Origin of the sequence: Marinobacter antarcticus (genome assembly GCF_900142385.1) — a bacterium.
GTDB lineage: Bacteria > Pseudomonadota > Gammaproteobacteria > Pseudomonadales > Oleiphilaceae > Marinobacter > Marinobacter antarcticus.
In genome coordinates this window covers 1-25,586 of record NZ_FRAQ01000001.1, presented here as the reverse complement: position 1 = coordinate 25,586, position 25,586 = coordinate 1, and the positions used below count along the sequence as shown (strand labels likewise).

Genomic DNA, 25,586 nt, shown 5'->3' with positions numbered 1-25,586 from the left:
AATCTTAGAAGTTAGTTTCCTGAGGTTTTCTTCCGGGGGATGCCGAGCCTCTGCCTGCGCTCCCATAGGGATTTCCGGCTGATGCCCAGTTTCTGGGCAAGTTCGGTCTCGCTCATGCGATCCTGATTTTCCAGCACAAAGTGCTGGAAGTAGTCTTCCAGAGAAAGGTCGTTGGTGTTGTCCCCGCCACGGGTGCGGGGCTGCTCGTTATTGCCTTCCACCAGCGTTTCAGGGATGTACTCGTCACCACCCTCGCTGTCGAGGTCCAGTAGCGAGGGTGTGATGATGTCTCCGTCGCACAGGATACTGGCCCGTTCAATAGCATTTTCCAACTCCCGCACGTTGCCTGGCCAGCGATATCGCTCAAGCACACGCATTGCTTCGGGGCTAAGATTCAGGTTGGGCTTGCCCACTTTATCTCCCTGGGAGGCAAGAAAGCGCTGGGCAAGCCCGAGGATATCGCTTTGGCGTTCGCGCAGAGGTGGAATCCGTATCTGCATCACGTTCAGACGATAGTACAGATCTTCCCGGAACCCGCCGGTACGGGTCATTGCTTTAAGGTTGCGATGGGTCGCGGCGATCATTCGTACGTTGACCTTCCGGCTCTGGGTTGAGCCCACTTTGCGGATTTCGCTTTCCTGGAGCACACGCAGCAGGCGCGCTTGCGCTTCGGCTGGCAGTTCGCCGATCTCGTCCAGAAACAGGCTGCCACCATCAGCGGCTTCAATCAGGCCGGTTCTGGCCGACACCGCACCGGTGAATGCGCCTTTTTCGTGTCCGAACAGTTCCGATTCAATAAGGCTTTCCGGAATGGCCGCGCAGTTTACCGAGATCAGCGGCTTTGTGGCGCGTGGGCTTAAAAGATGCAGCGCCCGGGCAACCAGCTCTTTACCGGTGCCTGATTCGCCCTGCACAAGCACGGTTGCCTCTGTCGGTGCTACTTTGCGTATAAGTGTGAAAACCCGCTGCATGGGCTCGCACTGGCCGTACATGATGTTGGCAGGATCATCGTTTTCTGACGGTGCAGCGGTGTCACTCTGACGTTCCGGGGCCGACGCCATTGTGCGCGCGAGAATGCTCGCCACGGCTGCCAGCATTTCATCGTGATCAAAAGGCTTGGCGATGTACTCCACCGCACCCATTTTCATGGAGTCCACTGCGGAGCGCAGGCTGGCGTAACTGGTCATGATCAGTACTGGTGTGTTCGGTGCCCGGTTGATCAGTTCCGTGCCGGCGGCACCGGGTAGGCGCAGATCTGAAATGATCAGGTCGAACTGGTCAGGATCGTGTTCCTGCTCCGCTTCTTCCACAGAACCGACATCTTCAACGTCATAGCCAGCGTGCAGCAGCAGCTTGCGGACGGCGGAGCGAATAATGTCTTCATCTTCCACGATCAGAATACGGGGCATGGCAGTTTCAGAACCTTTTATTCGGACGGATGGGGGGAGTTGTCTGTCTCCGGCTCATAAGCTGGCAGTTTCAGTCGTACGCAGGTGCCTAGCCCGGTTGCCGGGTTGGCAGGGCTTTTAACCTGAATATTGCCGTAGTGTTCTTCAATAATGCTGTATACCAGCGACAAGCCCAGTCCCGTTCCCTTGTTGGTTGCTTTCGTGGTGTAGAAGGGTTCAAAGACATGGTCAAGCTGGTCTAAAGGTATTCCCGAACCCTGGTCAACGACTTCGATGATAGCTGAGTAGCCGTCATCCTTGCCAGCGACCCGGATTGAACCGCCCTCAGGTGACGCGTCCCGGGCGTTAGCGAGAAGGTTCACAAAAACCTGCAAAAGCCGTTGCTCGTCACCCAATATCTGGAGTGTTTCCGGACAGTCGTTGATGTAATGAATTCCAAGCCCTTTGTCACTCAGGGACAACAGGCTGATGGATTCGTCTACGCAGCGGCGGATGCTCACGGGCTCATATCGGTTTGCCTGAGCATGGTTACCTGTACGCGCGAAGTTCATCAATGATTGCAAAATGGCTGATATGCGCCGGGTCTGCTGTTGAATCTGGCTTGCAGTATCGAGAATGTCCGGGTTATCGGTTTCCAGTTTTAGATTCTGTGCCAGAGAAGAAATGCCAGTCACCGGGTTGCCGATTTCGTGTGCTACGCCTGCTGCCAAGCGCCCAACCGATGCCAAGCGCTCGCTGTGCATCAGTTCATCCTCCAGCAGCCGGATTTCGGTCTGGTCTTCCACCAGGATGACGCTGCCACCATCCGGGTGGTCCGGGCCGCTGAGAGCAGCCTTGTGCAGGTTCAGCCAGTGGGGCCTCCCTTTGAGATCGAGCCGGTGCTTGTAACGATGCAGATCTTCTCCGCTGTTGAAATCATCCAGCAGGTGGTGCCAGTGGTCTGGCAGGGCCATCAGCCGTGCGCCCACAACATCGTCGGCGGTGATTCCCGTCAGTGTTTCAATGGCATGGTTCCACATGAGGATTTCACCATCCTCGCCCACTGAACAAGCCGGAATTGGCAAGTTTTGCAGGGTCTGACGGTAGTGGCGGCGAAGGTTGTCCAGCTCGCCGGCGAGACCGGTCAGGCGGTTCTGGTAATCTCCCAAGGCGCGCTCTACATAGCGGATATCCTGAGCCGTGCCGCCCTGGGTCATAGGTTTGAAACCGAGGTGGCGCTTGACCATATCTCGGGCCACTGACGGCCCCAGCAAGCCCGAGAGGTTGATTTCCACCTGATCACGAAGCCGTCTTAGTTGATAGGGTCGGTACTCAACATTGGGTAGTTTTAGCTGCCCGAGGGCTCGTTCTACTTCTCGCTCGGCAACTTCCAAACCAAGAGGTTCGGCCATTTGACGCACAAAATCAGCTGAAGAACTTGCAAGCAGTTCGCGGCGCTGGGGGCGTGATAGAGCTCCCAGGGAGCAAGCTTGTGCGGCGCTTGTTTCTTCGTTGGTGCTTGTGCTGAGTACCGAAATCAGTGCAAAGATCGTTACGTTCGCTGTCAGGCTGACAAATGTAAATATGTGCCAGTTGCTGTAATCCGGAATCAGCGGGGCCCCCAGCCATTCCAGCAGGTTGGCTGTATGGGAGAACGGCAGTACCAGCGTTACCACCCAAATCACCAGGCCGGCTATAAGCCCCGCAATCAGCCCGCGGCGGTTGCCTTCCGGCCAGTAAATGACGCCCAGGGCGCCAGGCAGCAATTGCAGAGTTCCGGAAAGCGAAATCGCCCCGAGAATGGACAAATCCAGATTCTTGCCAAGAGTTTCATGGAATAGCAGTGCCAGAAGGATGATTGCGGCAATCAGCAGGCGTTTGGTCCATTGCAGCCAGCGATAAATATCCCCCTGATCTTTCGGAGTCTTCAGTGGTAACACCACGTGGTTCAGCACCATCCCGGCGAGTGCCAGGGTGCTGACAATCATCAGGCCGCTGGCGGCCGAAAGCCCGGCAATGTACATGAGTAGAGTAAGCGCCGGACTTTCCAGTGCCTGGGCAATACCGAGCGTGTAAAAGTTTGGGCCAGTTGTAACCTCCAGCGCCTGGCCGCCCCACAGAATCAGCGGTATCGGAATGCCCAGCAGCAACAAGTAGAGGGGTAGCCCCCAGCTGGCCTTTGCCAGAGCTTTGGGAGAGGGGGTCTCGCTGAACGTCATGTGGTACATATGCGGCAATACCAGCGCACCGGCGAAGGACATCAGCATAAGTGCACGCCAGCTGCCGTCGTCAATGCTCAGAGACATGGTAGTGGCTGGGGTAGTGTTGCCGGCCAGCCAGGTTTCCAGGCCGCTCATACCATCAAATACGCCAAAAAGAATAACGCCGCCAATGACCAGAAGGGCGATAAGTTTGACCAGTGAATCGAAGGCAATGGCGAGTACCAGCCCTGGATGGTTTTCTGCATCCTGGTTGCGCCGGGCGCCAAACAGCACGGCGAACAACACCACGATGAGGCTGAACATAACGCTGATCAGGCGTGGTGAGGTGTCCGGAGCGAGGATACTCGCAGATGTCGACACGGCCTGGATTTGCATGCTCAGCAGAGAAAGAATGGCAACGCCCGAGCACAACGTAACAAGCGTCCCCGCCCACTGGCTGCGGTACCGATAGGCAAACAGGTCGGCGAGTGAGGTCAGTTGATAGGCCCGGCCGATCCTCAAGATGGGGTTGAGCAGAACCGGGGCCAGCAGGAAGGCGCCGCTGATACCGAGGTAATAGGCGAGGAAGCCGTATCCGGATTCGGCCGCCACGCCGACCGCTGCGTAAACCGCCCAGATTCCTGCATACACGCCAAGGCTCAGAGTGTAAACCAGTGGATGGCGTACCCAGTGGCGGGGCACCATGCCACGCTCCGTCATCCAGGCAATGCCGAACAGGATGACAAGGTATAGCAGGCTGGCAAGCAAAAGCCCCGAAGCACTAAAACTCATTGGGGTCTCGTCGCCATTCAAGCCAGAACCCGATGGCTATAAGGCCTGCCCACACCACGAAGGGGCTGTACCAGGCGTTCCCGGGAGAGATCCACCAGTCAAGAATGTTGGGTGAAAAGATATAGATGGCCAGAACCAGCAGAAAAACGAGACGGTAGATATACATCAGGCATGCGATCCGCGCTGAAGTTTGTGAAAGGCTTTATACCACGACAGTCACCGTGATGTCAGGTGAACGGCCCCGCGTTTCCAGTGTGTGCAGGCCCATTCCAGCAGATCTTCCACCGACCCGGCCAGTAATGATTGTGGTGGCCGCTGGTTCAGTGCCTTCAATGCGGCAAACAGGTTCTCTGCCGGTGTGTGTTTATCCAGCGCTGGAGCGTGGTTCTGTTTGGATAGCTTTTGTCCCTGATCGTTAACAACTACGGGAATATGAAGCCAGCGCGGTGGTGCTGCCTCCAGAGCACGGTAAATCTGTAATTGCTGAGCGGTCATGTCCAGCAGGTCTGAGCCGCGAACCACATGGGTAATGCCCTGCGAGATATCATCTACTACCACAGCGAGTTGATAGGCAAAAAAGCCCTCCTTGCGCAGAATGACAGGATCGTCGATTTCCGCCCGGACAACCTGATGCTGCGGCCCCAGTAGCTGATCCTGCCAGTGACACTGCTCATCGTTGAGAGCAAAGCGTATGGCGAAGGGCTGATCGGAGGTTGTGGTGCCGCCATCCCTGCACTGGCGCGGGTGCCGGCCATGATTGGCTTGGAGCTGTTTGCGCGAGCAGCTGCAGCGGTAGGCGCTGCCCTTGCTTAGCAGGTACTCGATGGCTGAGTGGTAGGCCGGGTGATGTTGGGACTGAAAGTGTACGGGACCGTCGGGAAACAGGCCGTGGGTGTCAAGGCTGTTGAGGATTTCGCCGGTGGCTTCTGGTGGCTCCCGCAGTGGGTCGAGATCTTCAATGCGGATAAGCCAATGTCCTTCGCAGGACTTAGCTTCCAGATAGCTGGCCAGAGCTGTGACCAGAGAGCCGAAATGAAGCGGCCCTGTGGGTGAGGGTGCAAAACGGCCCCGGTAGTCGTGAAGGCTGCTCATGGATAAGGCTGATTGGCCGGCAAGGCCTTAAAGGGCAGCGCCGGCCAGATCGGGCTTGCCGCCTTAGATGCCAGTCTGGCGCTCGCGGATTTCGGCCAGGGTTTTGCAATCAATGCACAGCGTTGCGGTCGGGCGTGCCTCCAGGCGACGTATGCCTATCTCCACGCCACACTGGTCGCAAAAACCGTAGTCGTCTTTGTCGATGCGGTCGACGGTCTGATCGATTTTCTTGATCAGTTTGCGCTCGCGGTCGCGGGTGCGCAGTTCGAGGCTGAACTCTTCTTCCTGAGTTGCGCGGTCACTGGGGTCCGCGTAGTTTGCAGCATCTTCCTGCATGTGGTGCATGGTGCGATCCACTTCTTCCATGAGCTCCTGCTTCCATTGCCGCAGCAGCTCTTTGAAGTGCTCCCGCATGTCAGCACTCATGTAGTCTTCACCCTTCTTCATTTCATAAGGGGTGAAGTTGGTGAAACGTTCGCGTGATTGGTTTGATGTGTTTGCCATTTAACCCGGCCTCTTTTTTATACTTCACAAGGACGCTTAGCTTTCCTGCGCGCCAGCCCCCGCTGCGGCGCGGCTATAATTTGGATGAAGCAGTCGTCCTGAAACGGGATTTGGCGGAAAATAGCAGATTAGTCACGGGGGTGCCAGCATTGTGATGTCTACTTCGCATTTGGAGAGCCTATGAAGTTTCCCGAGCCCTTGATTGAAGGGAGTCTTATCCGACGTTATAAACGTTTTCTGGCGGATGTGCGGTTGCCCGATAGCACTGAAATAACGGCCCATTGCCCGAATACCGGTTCCATGCTGGGCTGCCAGCCGCCTGATGGCAGGGTGTGGCTGAGCCGCAGCAACAACCCGGCGCGCAAGTTGCCGTATACCTGGGAACTTGTTGAAACGGCACCTGGCACGCTCGCGTGTGTAAATACGGCAAGACCTAACGCGCAGGCGCGTGAGGCGATTGAAGCGGGCCGTATCAGCGAACTGGTCGGATACAGTCATTGTCGTCCAGAAGTAAAGTATGGCGAGGAAAAAAGCCGGATTGATCTGTTACTCTCCGGGCATGAGGCGGAGCCGGATGCCTGGGTAGAAGTGAAGAACGTAACCCTTGAGGTAAACGGCCAGGGCTTCTTTCCGGACGCGGTTACAACCCGCGGGCAGAAGCATCTGCGAGAACTGATGGCTCAGGTTGCGCTCGGTGATCGTGCCGTGCTGTTTTTTGTGGTGAATCATACTGGCATTGAAACTGTGCGGCCTGCAGATCACATCGACCAGCATTACGGTCAGTTGTTGCGGCAAGCGTGTGATGCGGGTGTAGAGATAGTGGCCTACCGGGCAAACCTTGCCAATGATGATGGCAGTCCATCCGGCAGGATGGCGCTGACTGAAGCGGTGCCGGTTATTCTGGAAGTCTGACTTCCAGCATCTCCCCGGTTTCCCGTATATCCAGAGCGATGAGTGCATCGCCCTGACAAGGCCCGGCAATGCACTCACCGTCGCCGGGCTTGAACAGGGCTCCGTGAGTTGAGCACTGAAGGAACAGGTTGTCGGCATCCATGAAGCGGCCCGGCATCCAGTTCAGTTCAATGCCCATGTGTGGGCACTGGTTCAGGTAGGCTCTGGGCGTGGTGCTATCCAGAAACACGAACCCGGTCGTTGGCAGGGTGTCAGTATTCTGATCAGCGCTGGCCAGCGAGAATTCAATAAACCGGCCGACCTGTAACTCCTGCCTGCTGCATACCGTTTGCCACTGGTCCGCTTGCCTGTCTGTCATTTGCCCTTGCTGTACCGCATTCGTGTGCCGTGGTTCAGAGACATCACGATCTCTTCTGCCTCAAGGCTTTGAGGAAAGAAGCATCCGGAAATCTTGGCACCCGCAATACTGGCTCCTTCCATGTTTGAGTGGCTGAAATCTATACCCCTGATATCAGAGCCCCGAAAATAGGCGTTGCTCAGGTCAAGCCCATGAGCATTCATCCCGCGCAAGTCCAGCCCCCTGAAGTCTCCATGGGCAAGACTGGGCAGGTCTCCCCGCGCTGATTTTTCCGCATTGAAGGCAGTAATATCTTCTTTGCGAAGCGTTTCGTAGAGCGGGTCTGTGATATGGCGCACTGCATCGGTTTCCATGATCCTTCCTTATGGCGTTCTGTTCCGGTTCTTCCGCGAGTATAGCTTGCCCTCGCTCTTTAACGGTCTTGATGGCATTGGCCGGTTACTTGGAAGTCAGGCCAAAGTGCTGCCGGATTCTGCCTGCAACCGCCTCTGCAACATGTTCCCGATCGCTGCGCAGGTGCACGGTATGGCTTTTTTCTTCCGCCGTGAGGGGTTCAAACCAGTCTTTTTGGGCATCCAGAAGTTCCTCTGTCGCTTCCGAGGCGTCGCCCTTGCGTTTGCGCACCCATTCCTTGCGCAGCTCCTCCGGGGCCTCACAGTGAATCAGCGCAAAGGGGACTCCCTGACTTTCTGCGACAGCGGCAAACAGCGCTCGTTCGCGCTCTTTCAGGCAGGCAGCGTCGGCGATAACCGGCAAGCCGGCAGCGAGCAGGTCGCAGGCAAGCTTCGCCAGGCGTTCGTAGGTTTTTTCGTTAGCTTCGGCAGAGTACAGCTTGCCCCCGGTGGGCGACTGACTGTCCTCCAGCGGCGCCAGCCCATGCAGTCGCTTGCGCTCAATGTCAGACCGCAGTCGGATAAGGCCCAGCTCACTCGACATGGCTGCGCTGACACAGGTTTTGCCGCTGGCAGAGAGGCCCACTGTGGCCAGCAGATAGCGATTCGGGATGCTGCCGTAATCTTCTGCCAGCTGGGCATAATCGCGATACCGCTGCATCAGAGTCTCTTTTTCACCTTCACTCAGGGACGGATTGGCCAGGGTGAAAAGCGCAATCTTGGCCCTTACCAGCGCCCGGTAAGCCTTGTAGAGGGGCAGCAGGGGCAGGGCCTCAAAATCGTCGCGATATTCCAGATAGGTATTCAGAACCAGGTTTGCCAGAGCAGATTCGCGTCGGGATTCCAGATCCATCAGCAAAAATGCCAGGTCATTGATGACATCGATCCAGCGGAAGGGCTCATTGAATTCGATACAATCGAAAACCGTGACCTTGCCGTCGTAAACGGTGATGTTAGCCAGGTGCAGGTCGCCGTGGCATTCCCGTACCAGGCCATCTGCACGCCGCTTGGCAATGAGATCCCGGTGGCGTTCGAAGGTGGTCTGTGTCCAGGCTTCGAGATTGTCGAGCTGGCTTAGCAGGTCTTTGTCGTCGATCATCGGCCGAATCTGGTCAAAATTTTCCTGCATGGCCGCGTAAACAGCTTCCGGGGTGCCCAGAGGTTTATCGTCTGGTATCGGTTCCAGGCTGTCGTGGAAGCCGGCTACCTGCTGCGCGAGGCTGGATAAGAGTTCTGGCTTGAGGTCGCCGGTTTCCTGCATATGGTCAAATAGCTGGTTCTGGCGGAACTGGCGCATTTTCAACAGGTATTCAAACGGCTCGCCTTCGCCGCCGATGACGGGCTGCTCGGGGGTTCCTGTAATCGGGAGTACTTCCAGGTACAGAGGTTCTGCCAGGCGACGGTTCAGGCGCAGCTCTTCTTCGCAAAAGTGCTTCCGGCGCGCCAGTGTGGAAAAATCAAGAAACCCGAAATTCATAGGCTTTTTGATCTTGTAGGCGTATTGGCCGGTCAGGATTACCTGAGAAATGTGAGTTTCGATAATCTGGAATCCGTCAACCGGATGGTTGTACAGCTCGGGGTTTTGCAGTGCCAGTAACAGACTGCCTGGGGGTGTTTCACTCACGTTGTGCTCCTCGCTTCCCTGAACTCATTGATTTTTATTGCACCATCATAACGGGCAGGTTACATAAATAACACATAGTTGGCCTGCCTTATGTCGTGCAGGCTTCGTTATAATCCGCCCATGAAAAAAAACAGATCTCCTTCGAAGCCCAACAGAAAATCCCCAAGTAAAAACAGCCGGAACAGACGCAGCCCCTGGTTCTGGAAAATTTTTATCCGAGTGTCCGCTATTGGCCTTGTGTTGCTGGCGGGCTGGATGGTCTATCTCGATGCGGTTGTCACCGACCGGTTCGAGGGGCGGCGGTTTGAAGTGCCCTCGCGGGTTTATGCACGGCCTTTGGAGCTCTACGACGGCGCCGGTGTGAGCTCCGGAGCGCTGGAGCGGGAGCTGACGCTATCGGGTTACCGAAAGGGTGATGGCGTAAAACCTGGAAGTTATCGCCGTAACGGTGGCCATTTTATTATCAGCACCCGGGGATTTCGCTTTCCTGATGGTGATGAGCCCCGGCGTAAGCTTTCGTTGAATATCTACGGAGACCGGATTCAGGACTTTTCTGTGTCAGCTGGTGGCAGCGCAGCGATTGTGCGACTTGAACCGGCTCGTATCGGCGGGATATATCCTGCTCACAAAGAAGATCGGATTCTGGTGCGCCTGGATGAAGTTCCGGCTCTGCTGCCTACCGCACTGATGGCGGTTGAAGATCGGAGGTTCTACGATCACTTCGGAATTGCTCCGGCCTCCATTGGTCGCGCCATGCTGGCCAATATAAGTGCAGGGCAGATCGTTCAGGGCGGAAGTACCCTGACACAGCAACTGGTGAAAAACTTCTTTCTTACCCGGGATCAGACCTTACTGCGCAAGGGCAATGAGGCCCTGATGTCGATTCTGCTCGAGTTGCATTACGAGAAAGACGACATACTGGAAACCTATCTGAACGAAGTGTATCTGGGGCAGGCAGGCACCCGGAGCATTAACGGGTTCGGGCTGGCCAGTCAGTTTTATTTCGGCGAGTCACTGAAAGATCTGGATGTGCATCAGATCGCCCTGCTTGTGGGTATGGTCAAAGGGCCAAGCTACTACAATCCCCGCCGGCACCCTGATCGGGCCACGCAGCGGCGTAATCTGGTCATCAGCGAGATGGAAGATGCGGGCCTTATCGAACCGTCGAAGGCCGCTCGTGCCCGTGGCTTGGCGCTTGGCGTCAGCGCCAAGCCTTCGTACTCTGAAAATCGCTATCCCGCCTATATCGATCTTGTCCGGCGGCACCTGGCACGGGATTACAAAGAAGAGGATCTGCGCAGCGAAGGGCTTCGGATATTCACCACGCTCAACCCGGCTATTCAGTATGCCGCTGAGTATGCCGTTACCGACACCCTGCCAAGGCTGGCAAGCGGCGATATGGCCAAAGCTCTGGAAGCGACGCTCGTAGTGACCGCCAAAGATACTGGGGAGGTGCTCGCGCTCGTGGGCGGAAAAGATCCGCAGTATGCGGGATTCAACCGGGCCCTGGACGCCAATCGCCCGATTGGCTCGCTGATCAAACCCTTTACCTACCTGACAGCACTGGAGCAGCCGGAGCGCTATACCTTGATGACCCCGGTGCTGGATAAGTCCTTCACCCTGGAGTTCGATGATGGGCGGCGCTGGGAGCCCAAAAACTACGACGGTAAAGAGCGGGGGGAGGTTCCTCTGCATCGCGCTCTTTCGCACTCCTATAACCTGCCGGCGGTTCGGGTAGGACTCGATGTTGGTATCCCGGCCGTCCGCAAGACCCTGCGAGCGTTTGGTGTAATTACACCAATTTCCGAATATCCCTCCATGCTGCTTGGTTCGATTGCCATGAGCCCTGTTACAGTTGCTCAGATGTATCAGGGGTTGGCCACCTCCGGATTCAACACGCCTCTGCGCACCATCCGGGAGGTGACGGATGCCGGCGGGCAAGCGCTTTCACGCTATAGACTGGAGGTGGACCAGGTTGCGGACCCGGCTGCAGTGCATCTTTTGCAGTACGCAATGCAGGAAACCATGCACGAAGGCACCGGGCGCTGGGCTTACAACACGGTTCCAAAGGAGCTGTCGCTCGCCGGCAAAACAGGCACAACCGATGACGGTCGCGATTCCTGGTTTGCCGGCTTCAGCGGCGATTTGCTGGCCGTCGCCTGGGTAGGGCGTGACGATAACGGCCCAACGGCACTGACCGGGGCCACCGGGGCTTTGCCGGTCTGGTCGCGTTTCATGGCGCAGGTGCCACAACACGGATTTTCCCCGGTGGTGCCCGACGGTGTTAATTATCACTGGGTAAATTCTGAAAAACAGGCGTTAACAGACGAGTATTGCGATAATGCGCGCCTTCTGCCGTTTATATCGGGTAGCGAGCCGACACAGAAGGTGTCTTGCTCCGGTACCTTTGAGCGGAAAATTCGAGGCTGGTTTGAAGGATTGTTCCAATGAGTAGGCAAGGTGTTTTTCATGCAGGTATGTTGGCGGGGCTTTTGACCTTGGCCGGATGCGCTTCCGGCCCGGGAGGTTCTATTTATGTGCCCGCGGGGGGCGCCTCCCGCGCGCCGGAACCACCACAGACGGCTGAGGATAGAGATGAGCCTCAGGTCTGGCGCAAAAGCGAACAGACTGAAGCCCAAGAGCCGGAGCAGACGCAGCGCAGCAGCAAGCCGAGTTACCGGGATGCCGGGGATGACTTGTCACCGGCAGCCCTGAGCCTGGTTCGTGAGGCAGACGATCTTTTGAAGAGTGGTGATGCCCAGGGAGCCATTGTTCGGTTGGAGCGCGCGCAACGGATCGCGCCCAGCTCGGCAGAGGTTTACTTTAAGCTGTCGGAGGCTTATGTGGCCGGTAACAAGCTCGGGCCTGCAGAGCAATTTACCCTGAAGGGGTTATCACTGGCGGGGAATGATCTCCGTCTGCAGCGTGCGGGCTGGCTTTTGCTGGCGGATATTCGCAGGGCCCGGGGTAATGTGGCGGGAGCCAATCAGGCAGAAGATCGGGCCTCTGCCCTGTAACTGACGTGTTGCTGAATCTTCCTGCCCGGAAACTTTCCGGGCAGAGAAGTAGCTGTACTTACAGTCCGGCGTTTTTCAGCCGGTTAGCGTGTTGCTTGAAGACCGCTTTCGGGTCTGTCTCAAACAGGCTGTGAAGGCCCAGTAACTGATTCACTTCATCCAGGTGGTTCATAAAGTAATTGTCGCGAATGACTTGGCCGAAGTGGTTGCTGCAGCGACCCACAAGGCCATCATTCTTGCCAAACCCGAAGGCCAACCTGGTGGTGCCGAGCAAGGCGTCTGAGAGATCGAGTGCGTTGGTCAGAACCCCGGTGCCGCCCCAGGAATAGAACCGTATACCGTTTGCCGAATAGGCGCCTTCACCGCACGCAGAGGCCGGCATGCCAGCAGGCGCGAAGTTGTTGAACTCGGCGCTTCCCTGGGTGGTCAGTGATTGAAGGCTGGAGCGCACGTCCTGATTGTAACCCCCACCAGACAACGCATCGATAAGAGTACCGAGAGCATTGCCCAGAGTGACCGCCAGGCCTTCAGCGGGTGAGTTGTAGATAAGATCAGCAACGGGGGAACCTGTATGTGGAGAGCCAACGGACGTTACAGAGGCGACCAGATCAGGGCGGACTGTTGCGATATAGCGGGCAGTAGGTCCGCCGTGGCTGTGACCGATCAGGTTCACCTTGCCGTGAACGGCCGCAATGGCCTCCACCTGTGGCAGCAAGGCCTCGCCACGAGCGATGGTGCTGTCGAGCGCTGGAACCTGGGTGGTATAAACATCCGCGCCATTCTTGCGCAGATCTTCCGCGATGCCATACCAGTAGTCCACACCGGCGATGGAATCGAAGCCAAACATGCCGTGAACCAACACGACGGGATAACGGGTGTCGGCGTAGTCTGCAGGTTTGGAATTCCACCACCAGGCGGCAGAGGGAGCTGACCAGGCGATGGTCATAACCAGAGTTATTATTTTGATCCAGAGTTTCATTGTATTTCCTACAGTTTGAGGTTGTGTTTGTTATTCAAACTGCGGCTCAACCTAACGGGTTGCTCCAGATACTGCATGCTTATGCCGTAACGTGCGGAATAAAGCCTCTGTGTGCGGACTTCCATGTTGTATTTGTTAGATGTATGCCGTCAGAGCATCTCCGTAGAGATACGGCCATAATTTGATCAGTTGGGGAGGCAAGTCAACGGCAGAAGAGGTAAACCTGATGTATTGGCAGCTAAAGTGTGATGATGTTCGCGAAACTGGCCCGGCAGGAAACATTAACACGTCAGATCCTGCCGGATCAGTTTCGGAAAACTGCTTGTCTGGTCTTTTAGAGAGTAGCCATTAGAGGGTAGCCATCACTTTTTTCGCAGCTTTGACCGTATCAGCAATATCTTCATCCGTCAGGGCTGCGCTGGTAAAGCCAGCCTCAAATGCGGACGGCGCAAGATAAATGCCCTCCTTAAGCATGCCCTGGAAGAATTTCTTGAAGCGCTCCACGTCACAGCCCATAACCTGGTCGAAGCGGGTGATGCTGGACTCTTCTGTGAAAAAGAAACCGAACATGGCGCCAGCGCCCTGAACAGTCAGGGGGACGCCCGTCGCATCGGCTGCTGCCTTGAGGCCATCACGCACCGCAAGAGTCTTTTGAGTCAGACGATCGTGAAAACCTGGTTCGGAGATGGCGTTCAAAGTGGCGAGGCCGGCGCACATGGCCAGCGGATTGCCGCTCAATGTGCCAGCCTGGTAAACCGGGCCAAGGGGAGCGATGTGTTCCATGATTTTCCGCTTGCCACCGAAGGCCCCAACTGGCAGCCCACCACCAATGACTTTGCCAAGTGCCGTCAGATCCGGGGTAACGCCATATAAGCCCTGAGCCCCACCGAGGGATACCCGGAACCCGGTCATTACCTCGTCAAAGATCAGCACCGTTCCGTGTTCATCGCAGATTTCCCGAAGCCCTTCCAGGAAGCCCGGAACCGGGGGGATGCAGTTCATGTTGCCCGCTACCGGCTCTACGATAATGGCGGCAATCTGGTCGCCCATTTCTTTGAAAGTTTCACGCACGCCATCGATATCGTTGAAATCCAGAGTCAGCGTGAGCTCTGCCAGGCTGGCGGGGATGCCAGGTGAATTCGGTACGCCCAGTGTCAGTGCCCCGGAACCGGCCTTCACAAGCAGTGAATCCACATGCCCGTGATAGCAGCCTTCAAATTTTACGATCTTGTCGCGCCCGGTGTAGCCGCGGGCAAGACGGATGGCGCTCATGGTGGCTTCTGTGCCGGAATTCACCATGCGAACCAGATCAATCGAGGGCACCAGTTCGCAAACCTTGCGTGCCATATCGGTCTCGATCGAGGTGGGTGCACCATAGCCGATGCCGAGTTCCACTTGGGCGTGTAGAGCATCTTTGATGCGTTGGTCAGAGTGGCCAAGAATCATCGGGCCCCAAGAGCCAATGTAATCGATATAACGCTGGCCGTCCTCGTCGTACAGATATGCGCCCTGGGCGTGATTAAAAAAGATCGGGGTGCCGCCTACACCGCGGAACGCCCGAACCGGGGAGTTAACGCCACCAGGAATGTACTTCTGGGCCTGCTCGAACAGGGTTTCTGAGTGCGTCATGTGTGAGAGCTCCTGTTATCGGGGATTAAAAAGAGTGGGTGGTGGCTGGCAAACAGCCTCTGAAATGTTTTTGCATTCTGTTCTGTCGCTTCAGGGTTGCCCCCGAAAAGCCCGCCGACAACGGCCAACAGGTCAGCGCCTGCCCGGATGAGCAGCTCACCGTTGTCTGTGGAAATACCGCCAATAGCGGTAACTGGCCGGTTGAAGCGTTTTGCTTTAGTCAGTATGTTGGTTGCAGCTGCCGGAGCTTCCGGTTTGGTTGTTGATGTAAAGAAGCGGCCAAAGGCCAGATAGTCTGCGCCTGCCTCCATGGCCGTCTTTGCCAGTGCCAGGTCTGCATGGCAGGTAATGCCGATAATGGCATTATCTCCGAGCAGGCGGCGTGCCTCTGCGGCAGAGACGTCTGACTGGCCAAGGTGCACGCCTGCAGCGCCTATGCGTTTTGCAAGCTCTGCATCATCGTTAATAAGCAGTGGAACGCGGGCGGCAGCGCAGACTGACTGCAGATTTCTGGCGTGTGTAAGGCGTTCCGCCATCGGAGCCGACTTCTCGCGGTATTGTACCATCACTGTGCCGCCGCGAATCGCCGCTTCCACGGAAGCAATCAAAGTTGCCGGAGGTGTAAGTTGGCTGTCGGTAATCGCGTAAAGTCCGATTGGGACGCGTGTGTTCATCGTTCCCACAGAATGCCCCGGTCCGGAACTGGCTGGCCCCTGCCCACCTCAAGCGCGTGCAGAATAGTGCGGTGCACGTAATTCTGAGCCTGGGAAATTGCGGCGCGGGGTGAAAGCCCCTGAGCTCGGCCGGCCGCAATCGCCGCTGCAAGTGTGCAGCCGGTACCGTGATACTCGCCTCCAATGCGCTCGATATCCCATGACATAGGCGCAGGCGAATGGCTATAAAGCGTATTGGTGATACGAATGCCCGTGCCATGCCCGCCTGTTGCCAACACCGATGTGCAGCCTTTCTCGAGCAGTTTACGTGCCGCCTCGTCCGGGTTTTCGCTCTCTCCCAGCAGTGCCAGTTCTATGCCGTTAGGAGTGATCATTTCGGCCAGCGGAAACAGCCGCTGTTTCATGGCGGCAAGTAGCTCGTCATTGGCAAGATCACCGCCTCCTGCAGCCTTGATTACCGGGTCGGTTATGATTGGAATATCCGGATGCTTTTCAAGAAACTCTGCGAGCACATCGACTACCGCAGCGCTGCCGAGGGCGCCGGTTTTAACCGCGTGTATGGGCGCGTCCTCAGAGATGCACTTGAGTTGCTGGCGAATCAGTTCCGGGTTGACGGCTTCGGCACCATATACATTCCGGGTGTCCTGAACGGTCAGGCAGGTGAGCACCGGTAACGGGTGGCACCCCAGTGAAGTGATTGCCTGAATATCTGCCTGGATGCCGGCGCCGCCGGAAGGATCGAGGCCAGAAAGAACAAGTATCTGAGGGCGGGTGTAGTGTCGGATGGCTAAAGCTCCCTAGAAAGGTCTAACGACGGCGAGAATAACAACTGCCAGCAGGATGAATACTGGCAGCTCATTGAACCAGCGGTAGAATACATGGCCGCGGGTATTGCGATCTTCGCGAAACACCTTGACCAGATGTCCGCAATAAAAGTGATAAATAATCAGCAGTGCCACAAGCACCAGCTTTACGTGCAACCAGCCCTGGCTGAAATAGCCTGATACATTATAACTGAGCAGCCAGACGCCAAATATCACGGTGGCAATCATCGAAGGTGTTGTGATGCCCCGGTAGAGTTTCCGCTCCATGATTTTGAAACGCTCGCGCCCCGGCTCATCCTCACAGGCGGCATGGTAGACAAACAGCCTTGGCAGATAAAAAATGCCGGCGAACCAGCACACCATAGAAATTATGTGAAAGGCTTTAACCCACAGCATTGGTCAGCTCCGTCGATATTGGTAATAGCTTTCGATATCAGATTTAAGCACCACGCCATAAACCCGTAGAATCATTGGCGCTACATGGCGCTGCACATACAAAGCCTCAGCATTGGTCGTCTCAAACTCGTTCAGCGCCTCTTCGAGCGTGGCCTGATACTGTACCGGGGCGATTTCGCGCCGGTTAGCGGGGATATCCATCAGATCGATAGATTCCGGTGGGTCAGTCCCTTCACCGGTTGCCATCTTCTCGGAGTCTTCCAGATACCGTGCCAGATCGACGGCGGGAAACAGAGAAGTTGGTCCGTTGCTGCCTTCCACTAGCAGCCATTTAGGCTCAGCTTTCAGCGCTTTTCGCGCTTCTTCAGAAGTCAGATGCCTGTCAATTCGCAAAATACTCTTATCCATGATCGCGGCCACAGAGATCCGGCGCAAGGCCTGAATAACCGGCGAACTCTGATAGCTCAGACCCTGGCTTTTCAGTACGGTAAGGAATAGCGACTTTTTTCCGAAGGCCTCGCTGGTGATCAGCGTGGAGGTGGTGATGATAAGCATGCCCGGTAGAATGATGTGCGGGTTCCGGGTTAATTCCATCAGTGCCATCAAGGCCGCCAGAGGTGCTTGCAGCACGGCGCCCATCATGGCGCCCATTCCGAGCATGGCGTAAAAGCCTACGGATGAGGCATGGATTGGTATGATCTCCGCGCCTATGAGTCCCATGGCTCCGCCAAGCGTTGCGCCCATGAACAGCGTTGGGCCGATAATGCTGCTTGGCATGCCCAGGCCAACAGACAGAGCTGTGATCACAAGCTTGGCAACCCCTGCGCTCAGCAGCATCCAGAGGCCGAGCTCGCCGTTTATGGTCTCATTGACTGTGTCGTAGCCAATTCCCATGATCTGAGGCACCAGAATGGCGGCAGGCACCATCAGAACGCCGGCAATAATTACTCGTAGCAAAATGGGGCGGTGGCTGAAGCGCCCCATGGAATCGACCAAGTGAATAAAAAGTGCCGCGGCAACACCAATAACCACAGCAACAACCAGAATCCAGGGTATCTCCAACATTGAGTTCATAGTCAGTGCGGGAACGCTGAACGCGGGCTCTGTGCCATACACAATCTGGGTTACGATAGCGGCGCTGACCGAGGCAAGAATGATGGGTGTGAAACCGGCAATGGTGTATTCCATCATTACCACTTCCATGGCAAATATAACCCCGGAAATCGGTGTGTTGAACGATGCGGAAATGGCGGCAGCACAGCCGCAGGCGACCAGCGTGCGGATACTGTTGTTAGGCAGCCGCATCCACTGCCCCATCAAGCTTGAAAATGCAGCACCCAAGTGCACGGCCGGACCTTCCCGGCCTGCGGATTGCCCGGTAACAACGGTTGTGACACCTACTATGAACTGAATAAAAGCACTTTTTGCAGTGATATAGCCCTGATGGTAATTCAGGCGTTCCATGACGTGAACAACCCCTACCTTCCGGTCATGGGTTGCCAGGCGGTGTAAAAGCAGGCCAAGACCAAGAGCACCGGCCAGAGGCAGCAGTCCCCGAGTAAGAATGTCCAGATTTTCAAATGCCTCAGAGTCGTTTCCCGGCAGAAAGTATCCCAAAGGCCACTCTATGGCCAGACGGAAAACCAGAATCACCCCACCGGTAACCAGTCCTGATAACAAGCCGAGGACAGCCAGTTGCGGCAACGAGTCGACGCCGGATAACCTGCGCGGAATCGCGGCGGTCAGTTTTTCACCAATCTGATGCCAGAATTTATTCATGGGTACCGGTGTTCCGGAACAGGAGAGTGGCCCGTCAGAGGGTTTCTGACAACATTGTAACCGTCGCCCTGTAAGCTGCAATAAGTCGTTGGTTTATCATGGTAGACTAAGACATTAAACTTCTAAATCCTGATACGACGTCGCTGGAGAGCAAGTTGATTAAAGTAGGTATCGTGGGCGGCACCGGGTATACCGGCGTCGAGCTGCTCAGAATTCTCGCGGTTCATCCGCAAGTTACGGTTAGCTGCATTACCTCAAGGTCGGAGGCCGGAACGTCGGTGGCCGACATGTACCCGAACCTCCGGGGACATTTTGATCTGGCCTACTCAGAGCCGGATCCCAGTGTTCTGGCAGCGTGTGATCTGGTGTTTTTTGCAACACCGCACGGTGTCGCCATGCGGATGGTTCCGGAGCTGATGGCTTCCGGTGTGCGGGTTGTTGATCTCTCGGCAGACTTCCGCCTTAAGGATCTGCAGGTCTGGTCTAAGTGGTACGGCATGCCCCATGAATCGCCGGAGTGGGTTGAAAAGGCGGTTTACGGATTACCTGAAGTCGTACGCGATGAGATCTCTAAAGCGCAGCTGGTTGCCAATCCCGGGTGTTACCCCACGGCAGTCCAGTTGGGCTTCCTGCCCTTGTTGGAACAGGGCCTGGTCGACCCGTCACGGTTGATTGCAGATGCCAAATCCGGAGCCAGTGGTGGCGGTCGTCAGGGCAAGATCGGCATGCTACACGGCGAGATAGGTGAAAGCTTCAAGGCATATGGCGCCTCAGGCCATCGTCATTTGCCGGAAATCCGTCAGGGCTTGTCTGCGGCCGCAGGCGTTGAAACCGGCGTTACATTTGTGCCCCACCTTGTTCCGATGATCCGTGGTATCGAAGCAACGCTTTACGCGGAACTGAAAACCCCGGCTGACTTTGAACGCCTGCAAGGGCTGTTCGAAGAGCGCTATCGTGACGAGCCGTTTGTTGATGTGATGCCTTTCGGTAGCCATCCGGAAACCCGCAGTGTGCGGGGAGCCAACTTGTGCCGTATGGCGCTGCACCGCCAGGAGCAGAGTGACGTTGTTATCATCTCCTCGGTTATCGACAACTTGGTCAAGGGTGCTGCCGGCCAGGCAGTCCAGAACATGAACATTATGTTTGGCCTGAAAGAAACGCTGGGTCTTGAAGCACCTGCATTGCTGCCCTGAGGAACGCCAGTGAGCGAACAACGTAAACCGGCTGAGGAATATGTTGTTATTCGCCATCGGCCGGGATACCGGCTGAGGCGGACTTCGATTCTGCTGGCGTTCACTCTTATCGCAGCTGCTGCGGGTTATGCCGCTGGGTTAGCTCAAGGAGGCTTTCGTTTCACCAATGTCGAAGCTTCCAACGAACGGTTGGAAGCTAAAGCCGCGACGCTGGAGGCCAATTATCGCGAGGCACAACAGCAACTGGTTAATCTGGAGCGTGGCAAGATAATTGATGAGCAAGCCCTGAATCAGGCACGGAAAATCATTGTTGATCTGGAAACCCGTGTTGGCGGTCTGAAGTCGGACCTTACTTTCTATAAAAATATCATGGCGCCATCCGAGACCAGCAAAGGGTTGCAAGTAGATAGCTTTTCCCTTTCCCGCGACCGCCAGGTTGGTGCATATAACTTCAAACTGGTGATGACTCAGGTTGGCAACAACAAGAGTTATATTTCAGGTGTCGTGGCGGTCAACATAATCGGTATGCGTGTTGATGAGAAAGAAGTCATCGCACTGCGCGACCTGTCTCAGGAAATTGAAGATCTTGGCGTAAAATTCCGCTTTCGGTATTTCCAGGATGTGGAAGGTAAGCTGACACTGCCTGACGGTTTCGAACCACTTGAGGTGCAGGTGGTTGCTCAGGCCGAAGGACGCAAATCTTCGCAGGCTGAACGCACATTCAACTGGGATGATCTAACGGAGAACTAGAAATGCTTGGCAAGAAAAAACAGAAGCCCCGCCGTCCCACTGGCAACTTTGACACTCTGATATCCTCACGCACGACCATAGAAGGCGATGTGCACTTCTCCGGTGGCTTGCATGTCGATGGCCATATTCGTGGCAAGGTATTGGCTGAGGATGGCAGCGATGCGGTTTTGCGGGTTTCGGAGGTGGGTGAGATTACCGGCGACATCGCGGCTCCGCACGTTATTATCAACGGCACAGTTCACGGCGATGTCTATGCGTTTACGCACCTGGAACTGGCAGAAAAGGCCGCCATTAACGGCAGCGTCTACTACAACCTTATCCAGATGGCCATGGGGTCATCGGTAAATGGCAATCTTGTTCATCAGCGTGAACCTTCCGGATTGTTGACGCAGGATAAGGCGCCCGCCATTGCGGCGGCTGAGGCTCTGCCCAACGCAGGTGCCGACGAGCTATCGGAAGATAGTGATGGAAAATTCGAATAGTTGATTGTTTTACTCAGGAATACCATAATCCTTGTCGTTGTATCAGGTAATCCGGAGGCGAACTTGAGTGTAGTTCAGCAGCAAATGGCAGCACCGCTGTTTTTCAGCGACAGTGCAGTCAACAAAGTACGTGAACTGGTTGAGGAGGAGGGGAACCCTGACCTCAGGCTGCGTGTGTTTGTCACGGGTGGCGGTTGTTCAGGATTCCAGTACGGATTCTCATTCGATGAAAGCCAAGATGAAGAAGACACCGCTATAGAACGGGACGGGGCCATTCTTCTGGTGGATCCCATGAGCTACCAGTATCTTGTGGGTGCCACCATCGATTACCAAGAAGGCCTGCAGGGTTCCCAATTTGTGGTGCAGAACCCCAATGCCAGCTCCACCTGTGGCTGCGGAAGCTCGTTTACGATCTGAGGTTTTGTTTGGTGGGCAGTTGCTCGGGAAAGAGGTTGCTGGTTCAGGCGGGGTATATGGCGCCAAGTATTCTGGGGCCCTTAGCTCCTGTTACGTCTGGCAGATTTCCCGGCTTGCGCTCCATTGTTTGCCGGGCCAGCCATGCAAATGCCGTCGGCTCTACCCACTGGGGATCAAGGCCCAAATCAGCGGTATCGAGCACACGGATAGGGCTGAGTGCCTGAGTAAGCTCCCTCATCAGCAGCCGGTTGCGCGTTCCCCCACCGCAAACATAAACAGTCATGGTTGGTGACTGAGGCATTTGCCGGACTGCTGTTATCACTGACAGCTGTAGCAGTGTGCGCTGAACGTCTTCTGGCCGTGTTTCCCCATGCCGCTGTACCAGAGTTTTAACCCACTCGAGATTGAATTTCTCTTTTCCGGTGCTTTTCGGGGCAGGGCGGTCGAAGTATGCATCCGAGAGCATATCGGTGAGTAGTGCCTGGTCTACGATGCCCTCCTGCGCCCAGCGGCCGTCTTCATCGTAAGAGCGTCCCGTCTGATCTTGGCACCAGGCATCCATCAAGGCATTTGCGGGCCCAGTGTCGAATCCTGTTACCGGGCTGCCGGGTTCACATGGAATCCAGGTTATATTCGCGATGCCACCGAGATTCAGGATGCACCTGTCTTCCGTTTCGGAGCCAAAGAAATGCTGATGGAAGGCGGGAACCAAAGGCGCACCCTGTCCACCTGCGGCCATGTCCCGGCTCCGGAAATCACCTACCGTTGTGACGCCGGTCTTTTCCGCAATGATGGCTGGGTTGCCTATTTGAAGAGAGAACCGGCCTGGGCCGGAAGGTTGATGGCGCAGAGTCTGCCCATGGCTACCGATCGCCCTGATTGAAGAGTGACCAACATTGGAGTTGCGGATCAGGTTTTCTGTCGCGTCTGCAAAAAGTAACCCTGTCAGCGTATCAAGTTCGCCTATCTCATCAGGTGTTGCCTGGTTCTGGCTTGCAAGGACCAGGCGATGATGCAGTTCTTTGGGGTAGGGGATGGAGTATGTGTCGTGGATGTGTACAGTTTTTCCCTGGAAAGAAACCAGCACGGCGTCTATGCCATCCATGCTGGTGCCAGACATCAGGCCTATCCAGGTATCCATTGGGTTTTTAGTCTTCCGAGGCCAGAGCAAGCTGCTGGTAGTTGGTTCTGAAAGCTTCAAACTGCGCAACTTGTTGCTCTGTATGCTTTTTGAACCGCGCGAGTTCAGAGGCAGGAATCGGCTTGGCGTCCGGGAGCTTCACAGTCCGGGAGTTCCGCGGTGAGCCATTAACCCGGAACTCATAGTGCAGGTGTGGCCCGGTCACCATGCCTGATGAGCCAACATAACCTAGGGTTTCGCCTTGTTTTACACGTATTCCGCTCTTCATGCCTTTGCCGATCCGGCTCATGTGAGCGTATAGGGTTGATATATTGTCGCCATGTTTCAGTACAACAGTGCGGCCATAGCCGCCTTTCCAGCCGGCAAACTGAACGCGGCCATTCCCTGCTGCTTTAATTGGCGTGCCCGGGGGGGCAGCGTAATCAGTGCCTTCATGAGGGCGAACAACATCCAGAACCGGGTGGCGGCGTTGAAGGTTAAACGCTGAAGAAACCCGTGCATTGATTGGGGTGCGCAAAAACGCTTTGCGCATACTTTTGCCGTCAGGCGTGTAATAGTCGCTGTCGCCATGGCTGTCTGTGTACAGCAAAGCAATGTTTTCCTCGCCCCGGTTTATAAAGCGGGCTGACAGAATGCGGCCGGTGCTGAACTTTTCTCCGTCGAGATACAGTTCCTCATAGACCACTTCAAACTGATCGCCTTTACGAACATCGTAGACAAAATCGATATCCCAGCCAAAAATTCCGGCAAGCTCCATTGTTAGCCGGTCATTTAGCCCGGCGTCACGGGCAGCGAGATAGAGTGAGCCATCGATTGTACCGGAAGCAAATGCCGGTTTTGGCTCGGGATCCCGTAATTCCGTTTGGCCTTTAAAAGACTCTTCTTGCCTCTCAATTTTCAATGTTTCCAGCAAGCTGCGCTTGAGTTCAACCCCAGCAAGCTCGCCTTCGTTACCGGTCGCAAAGCGGATGGTCTCGCCAGCGTAGAGGCGCTGCAGTTTATCGGCCTCGCCTTCTCCGTGGATAACAGAGAGCATGATCCCGTCATTGAATCCCGCCTTTTTGAAGAGGGACGATAGAGTGTCTCCAGACTTGATGTCGAATGTTTGCCAGTCCAGACGCAGCCCTGGCTCAGGGCTCACCGGGTTCTGTGTTTTCGAGGCAACTTCTGTCTGGTCAGCGGTAACTGCCTGGTCCGGAAAAACAGAGCGCGCCGGCTGCGGTTTTTGCGAGATGATCTCCGATGCACCGCCCTGTTCCAGATCAAGGGCATAGGACATCCGCTTGGCCTCAACATCGGCGCTGGGGCTCATCAGAATGGCAGCTGTCACTGCAACGGTCGCAGCGGCAGCAATGGTAATGTGTATTTTGGGGAACATTTTCAGCACGTGTTGCATCCGTTTTAATCGGTATTCCAGCAGGTTGTACTACCTAACTAAAGCTGTCATTTAAGTATAGACCAACAGATTACCGTATAAAAAGCATGTGGAACAGCGCCGAACATTACGGTTGTTGCGCTGTCCGCCGGATTTCTTGCGGCTTCATTGATATAATATGCCGGCTTCGGTTGCAGGTTTTGTTTAAAAACTGACCATATACACTGTAACAGGGCGCCGGGTAACTCACAGATTTCTTTTGTTGAAGTCTGTAACAGATAATTTTGTGAAACTGATTGGGGACGAGTAATTCATGGCATCTATTGATGAAGCGTTGGCCATTATCAAGCGAGGCGTAGACGAGCTGATTCCGGAAGGCGATCTGGTAGCAAAACTAAAAGAAGGTCGTCCGCTGCGCATTAAGGCGGGTTTCGATCCTACGGCCCCCGACCTCCATCTTGGGCATACTGTACTCATCAACAAATTGCGCCAGTTTCAGGACCTCGGTCATGAGGTGATTTTTCTGATCGGTGATTTCACCGGGAAAATTGGTGATCCTTCTGGCAAAAGCACTACTCGGCCTCCGTTGACGGATGAACAAGTCGCTCAGAATGCCATTACGTATAAAGAGCAGGTGTTTAAGATTCTCGATCGCGATAAAACCCGGGTTGTCTTCAACTCTGAGTGGATGAGCAAAATGACTGCGGTGGACATGATCCGGTTAGCGGGGCAGTACACGGTCGCGCGAATGCTCGAACGGGACGATTTCACCAAGCGTTATCGGGCAGAGCAGTCGATAGCCATTCATGAGTTTCTCTATCCTTTGATACAGGGTTACGACTCTGTAGCACTGAAAGCTGATGTTGAGCTGGGCGGTACGGACCAGAAGTTCAATCTCCTTATGGGGCGTATTCTGCAGAAACATTATGGTCAGTCTCCTCAGGCAGTTCTGACCATGCCGATCCTGGAAGGGTTGGATGGTGTCCAGAAAATGTCCAAATCTCTGGGCAACTACATCGGCGTTAATGATTCTCCGGGTGAAATGTACACCAAGCTCTTGTCTGTGCCGGATGAGTTGCTGTGGCGTTACTTTGAGCTTCTGAGCTTCCGTCCTCTTACTGAGGTAAGTGAGTTTCGAAGTGCAGTAGGCGAGGGGGCTAATCCCCAGGACTATAAAAAGCTGCTGGCAGAAGAGATTATTACCCGCTTCCATGATGAAGAGGCTGCTAAAACGGCGCACAAGTCCGCGGGTAACCGGGTAGCGCTCGGGGAGATTCCTGAAAACGTACCCGTCGTCGAGGTTTCACTGGATGGTCAGTCCGAGGTCTTGATGGCCTCTGTGTTGCGCATGGCTGGGCTGGTTAAGAATGGTGCGGCAGCGCGGGACGTTCTTGGTCGCGGAGCTGTTTTTGTGGATGGCCAGAAGTTTGAGGGCGATCGGGCGTTTGTCGAAGGTGACAGTTGCGTGATTCAGGCCGGAAAGAAGAAAATTGCCCGGGTTTTGATCACTGCTTGATCGATTTCAGGCTATTTTGGGTTTTTCCCAAAATGGCCGTTGACAGAACTGCGTGCGTCTGTAGAATGCGCATCTCCTTCGAGGGACACACCGCTGAGGCGGGATGATCTGAGAAGGGCAACTGTTTGAAAGTATTGAAGAAAGCGAGTTT

Annotated in this window: 24 protein-coding genes; 8 read left to right on the top strand and 16 right to left on the bottom strand. The window is 55.4% G+C overall.

Translation table 11 applies throughout. From position 1 onward, the window contains the following. Positions 1–11: 11 nt before the first annotated feature. From BUA49_RS00115 to dksA, 5 genes are all read right to left on the bottom strand, one after another. Positions 12–1,409 (bottom strand): sigma-54-dependent transcriptional regulator, encoded by a 1,398-nt coding sequence (locus BUA49_RS00115; protein WP_072794787.1) that lies wholly within the window; start codon positions 1,407–1,409, stop codon positions 12–14. Positions 1,410–1,426: 17 nt separating this feature from the next. Continuing rightward, positions 1,427–4,381, bottom strand: coding sequence for an ATP-binding protein (locus tag BUA49_RS00110; protein WP_072794786.1), 2,955 nt, complete (start codon positions 4,379–4,381; stop codon positions 1,427–1,429). Continuing rightward, complete coding sequence (locus tag BUA49_RS17730) at positions 4,371–4,547, bottom strand: hypothetical protein (RefSeq protein ID WP_175547532.1); 177 nt, start codon at positions 4,545–4,547, stop codon at positions 4,371–4,373. The genes BUA49_RS00110 and BUA49_RS17730 overlap by 11 nt, the downstream gene beginning before the upstream one ends. 50 nt (positions 4,548–4,597) lie before the next feature. Next, positions 4,598–5,473 carry a tRNA glutamyl-Q(34) synthetase GluQRS gene (gluQRS, locus tag BUA49_RS00105; RefSeq protein WP_072794785.1) on the bottom strand — a complete coding sequence of 292 codons (876 nt, stop codon included), beginning with the start codon at positions 5,471–5,473 and terminating at the stop codon, positions 4,598–4,600. Between the two features lie 63 nt (positions 5,474–5,536). Next, on the bottom strand, positions 5,537–5,977 hold the full coding sequence (gene dksA / locus BUA49_RS00100) for an RNA polymerase-binding protein DksA (RefSeq protein WP_072794784.1): 441 nt from the start codon (positions 5,975–5,977) through the stop codon (positions 5,537–5,539). Between the two features lie 180 nt (positions 5,978–6,157). Between dksA and sfsA the strand changes: the two genes are divergently transcribed. After that, the gene (gene sfsA / locus BUA49_RS00095; protein ID WP_072794783.1) at positions 6,158–6,889 is read left to right on the top strand and encodes a DNA/RNA nuclease SfsA; all 732 of its coding nucleotides are present in this window, start codon (positions 6,158–6,160) and stop codon (positions 6,887–6,889) included. Here sfsA and BUA49_RS00090 read toward each other — a convergent pair. The 3 genes from BUA49_RS00090 to BUA49_RS00080 form a co-directional block, all read right to left on the bottom strand. After that, entirely contained in the window at positions 6,873–7,247 is a 375-nt protein-coding gene (locus BUA49_RS00090) for a Rieske (2Fe-2S) protein (RefSeq protein ID WP_072794782.1), read from the bottom strand. The genes sfsA and BUA49_RS00090 overlap by 17 nt on opposite strands. Then, positions 7,244–7,600, bottom strand: coding sequence for a pentapeptide repeat-containing protein (locus BUA49_RS00085; protein ID WP_072794781.1), 357 nt, complete (start codon positions 7,598–7,600; stop codon positions 7,244–7,246). Before BUA49_RS00085 ends, BUA49_RS00090 begins: the two co-directional genes overlap by 4 nt. Positions 7,601–7,685: 85 nt before the next feature. Further along, the gene (locus BUA49_RS00080) at positions 7,686–9,263 is read right to left on the bottom strand and encodes a bifunctional aminoglycoside phosphotransferase/ATP-binding protein (protein ID WP_072794780.1); all 1,578 of its coding nucleotides are present in this window, start codon (positions 9,261–9,263) and stop codon (positions 7,686–7,688) included. 120 nt (positions 9,264–9,383) lie between these two features. Between BUA49_RS00080 and mrcB the strand changes: the two genes are divergently transcribed. After that, positions 9,384–11,714: a penicillin-binding protein 1B gene (gene mrcB / locus BUA49_RS00075; protein WP_072794779.1), complete on the top strand. Its 2,331-nt coding sequence runs from the start codon at positions 9,384–9,386 to the stop codon at positions 11,712–11,714. Continuing rightward, entirely contained in the window at positions 11,711–12,280 is a 570-nt protein-coding gene (locus tag BUA49_RS00070) for a tetratricopeptide repeat protein (RefSeq protein WP_072794778.1), read from the top strand. Before mrcB ends, BUA49_RS00070 begins: the two co-directional genes overlap by 4 nt. A 58-nt stretch (positions 12,281–12,338) precedes the next feature. Here the strand turns inward: BUA49_RS00070 and BUA49_RS00065 are convergent, their stop codons facing one another. The 6 genes from BUA49_RS00065 to BUA49_RS00040 all read right to left on the bottom strand — a co-directional run bounded on the left by BUA49_RS00065 (position 12,339) and on the right by BUA49_RS00040 (position 18,561). Then, the gene (locus BUA49_RS00065) at positions 12,339–13,226 is read right to left on the bottom strand and encodes a lipase family alpha/beta hydrolase (RefSeq protein WP_407656680.1); all 888 of its coding nucleotides are present in this window, start codon (positions 13,224–13,226) and stop codon (positions 12,339–12,341) included. A 381-nt stretch (positions 13,227–13,607) separates the two neighbouring features. After that, entirely contained in the window at positions 13,608–14,888 is a 1,281-nt protein-coding gene (gene hemL, locus BUA49_RS00060; protein ID WP_072794776.1) for a glutamate-1-semialdehyde 2,1-aminomutase, read from the bottom strand. Next, the gene (gene thiE, locus BUA49_RS00055) at positions 14,885–15,571 is read right to left on the bottom strand and encodes a thiamine phosphate synthase (RefSeq protein ID WP_175547531.1); all 687 of its coding nucleotides are present in this window, start codon (positions 15,569–15,571) and stop codon (positions 14,885–14,887) included. The genes hemL and thiE overlap by 4 nt, the downstream gene beginning before the upstream one ends. Beyond that, complete coding sequence (gene thiD / locus BUA49_RS00050) at positions 15,559–16,323, bottom strand: bifunctional hydroxymethylpyrimidine kinase/phosphomethylpyrimidine kinase (protein WP_072794774.1); 765 nt, start codon at positions 16,321–16,323, stop codon at positions 15,559–15,561. Before thiD ends, thiE begins: the two co-directional genes overlap by 13 nt. A gap of 36 nt (positions 16,324–16,359) precedes the next feature. Beyond that, the gene (gene hemJ, locus BUA49_RS00045; protein ID WP_072794773.1) at positions 16,360–16,782 is read right to left on the bottom strand and encodes a protoporphyrinogen oxidase HemJ; all 423 of its coding nucleotides are present in this window, start codon (positions 16,780–16,782) and stop codon (positions 16,360–16,362) included. A gap of 3 nt (positions 16,783–16,785) precedes the next feature. Next, on the bottom strand, positions 16,786–18,561 hold the full coding sequence (locus BUA49_RS00040) for a chloride channel protein (protein WP_072794772.1): 1,776 nt from the start codon (positions 18,559–18,561) through the stop codon (positions 16,786–16,788). A gap of 155 nt (positions 18,562–18,716) precedes the next feature. Between BUA49_RS00040 and argC the strand changes: the two genes are divergently transcribed. From argC to erpA, 4 genes are all read left to right on the top strand, one after another. Next, positions 18,717–19,754, top strand: coding sequence for an N-acetyl-gamma-glutamyl-phosphate reductase (gene argC / locus BUA49_RS00035; RefSeq protein ID WP_072794771.1), 1,038 nt, complete (start codon positions 18,717–18,719; stop codon positions 19,752–19,754). Between the two features lie 9 nt (positions 19,755–19,763). Next, entirely contained in the window at positions 19,764–20,504 is a 741-nt protein-coding gene (locus BUA49_RS00030) for a DUF6776 family protein (RefSeq protein WP_072794770.1), read from the top strand. 2 nt (positions 20,505–20,506) lie between these two features. Further along, the gene (locus BUA49_RS00025) at positions 20,507–20,986 is read left to right on the top strand and encodes a bactofilin family protein (RefSeq protein ID WP_072794769.1); all 480 of its coding nucleotides are present in this window, start codon (positions 20,507–20,509) and stop codon (positions 20,984–20,986) included. 84 nt (positions 20,987–21,070) lie between these two features. Next, the gene (gene erpA / locus BUA49_RS00020) at positions 21,071–21,403 is read left to right on the top strand and encodes an iron-sulfur cluster insertion protein ErpA (protein WP_072797512.1); all 333 of its coding nucleotides are present in this window, start codon (positions 21,071–21,073) and stop codon (positions 21,401–21,403) included. A 43-nt stretch (positions 21,404–21,446) separates the two neighbouring features. Here erpA and BUA49_RS00015 read toward each other — a convergent pair whose 3' ends face one another. Both BUA49_RS00015 and BUA49_RS00010 read right to left on the bottom strand, forming a co-directional pair. Beyond that, positions 21,447–22,544: an anhydro-N-acetylmuramic acid kinase gene (locus BUA49_RS00015; RefSeq protein WP_072794768.1), complete on the bottom strand. Its 1,098-nt coding sequence runs from the start codon at positions 22,542–22,544 to the stop codon at positions 21,447–21,449. A gap of 7 nt (positions 22,545–22,551) precedes the next feature. Next, positions 22,552–23,931 carry an OapA family protein gene (locus tag BUA49_RS00010; protein WP_072794767.1) on the bottom strand — a complete coding sequence of 460 codons (1,380 nt, stop codon included), beginning with the start codon at positions 23,929–23,931 and terminating at the stop codon, positions 22,552–22,554. Between the two features lie 301 nt (positions 23,932–24,232). On the opposite strand from BUA49_RS00010, the gene tyrS reads away from it, so the two are divergent. Continuing rightward, positions 24,233–25,435: a tyrosine--tRNA ligase gene (tyrS, locus tag BUA49_RS00005; protein WP_072794766.1), complete on the top strand. Its 1,203-nt coding sequence runs from the start codon at positions 24,233–24,235 to the stop codon at positions 25,433–25,435. The last annotated feature ends 151 nt before the right edge of the window (positions 25,436–25,586 follow it).

Excerpts from the sequence above, each read along its gene's own strand:
- BUA49_RS00115 (WP_072794787.1), bottom strand. The coding sequence starts at position 1,409 with ATGCCCCGTATTCTGATCGTGGAAGATGAAGACATTATTCGCTCCGCC.
- BUA49_RS00110 (WP_072794786.1), bottom strand. The coding sequence starts at position 4,381 with ATGAGTTTTAGTGCTTCGGGGCTTTTGCTTGCCAGCCTGCTATACCTT.
- BUA49_RS17730 (WP_175547532.1), bottom strand. The coding sequence starts at position 4,547 with ATGTATATCTACCGTCTCGTTTTTCTGCTGGTTCTGGCCATCTATATC.
- gluQRS (WP_072794785.1), bottom strand. The coding sequence starts at position 5,473 with ATGAGCAGCCTTCACGACTACCGGGGCCGTTTTGCACCCTCACCCACA.
- dksA (WP_072794784.1), bottom strand. The coding sequence starts at position 5,977 with ATGGCAAACACATCAAACCAATCACGCGAACGTTTCACCAACTTCACC.
- sfsA (WP_072794783.1), top strand. The coding sequence starts at position 6,158 with ATGAAGTTTCCCGAGCCCTTGATTGAAGGGAGTCTTATCCGACGTTAT.
- BUA49_RS00090 (WP_072794782.1), bottom strand. The coding sequence starts at position 7,247 with ATGACAGACAGGCAAGCGGACCAGTGGCAAACGGTATGCAGCAGGCAG.
- BUA49_RS00085 (WP_072794781.1), bottom strand. The coding sequence starts at position 7,600 with ATGGAAACCGATGCAGTGCGCCATATCACAGACCCGCTCTACGAAACG.
- mrcB (WP_072794779.1), top strand. The coding sequence starts at position 9,384 with ATGAAAAAAAACAGATCTCCTTCGAAGCCCAACAGAAAATCCCCAAGT.
- BUA49_RS00070 (WP_072794778.1), top strand. The coding sequence starts at position 11,711 with ATGAGTAGGCAAGGTGTTTTTCATGCAGGTATGTTGGCGGGGCTTTTG.
- BUA49_RS00065 (WP_407656680.1), bottom strand. The coding sequence starts at position 13,226 with ATGACCATCGCCTGGTCAGCTCCCTCTGCCGCCTGGTGGTGGAATTCC.
- hemL (WP_072794776.1), bottom strand. The coding sequence starts at position 14,888 with ATGACGCACTCAGAAACCCTGTTCGAGCAGGCCCAGAAGTACATTCCT.
- hemJ (WP_072794773.1), bottom strand. The coding sequence starts at position 16,782 with ATGCTGTGGGTTAAAGCCTTTCACATAATTTCTATGGTGTGCTGGTTC.
- BUA49_RS00040 (WP_072794772.1), bottom strand. The coding sequence starts at position 18,561 with ATGAATAAATTCTGGCATCAGATTGGTGAAAAACTGACCGCCGCGATT.
- BUA49_RS00025 (WP_072794769.1), top strand. The coding sequence starts at position 20,507 with ATGCTTGGCAAGAAAAAACAGAAGCCCCGCCGTCCCACTGGCAACTTT.
- erpA (WP_072797512.1), top strand. The coding sequence starts at position 21,071 with ATGGCAGCACCGCTGTTTTTCAGCGACAGTGCAGTCAACAAAGTACGT.
- BUA49_RS00015 (WP_072794768.1), bottom strand. The coding sequence starts at position 22,544 with ATGGATACCTGGATAGGCCTGATGTCTGGCACCAGCATGGATGGCATA.
- tyrS (WP_072794766.1), top strand. The coding sequence starts at position 24,233 with ATGGCATCTATTGATGAAGCGTTGGCCATTATCAAGCGAGGCGTAGAC.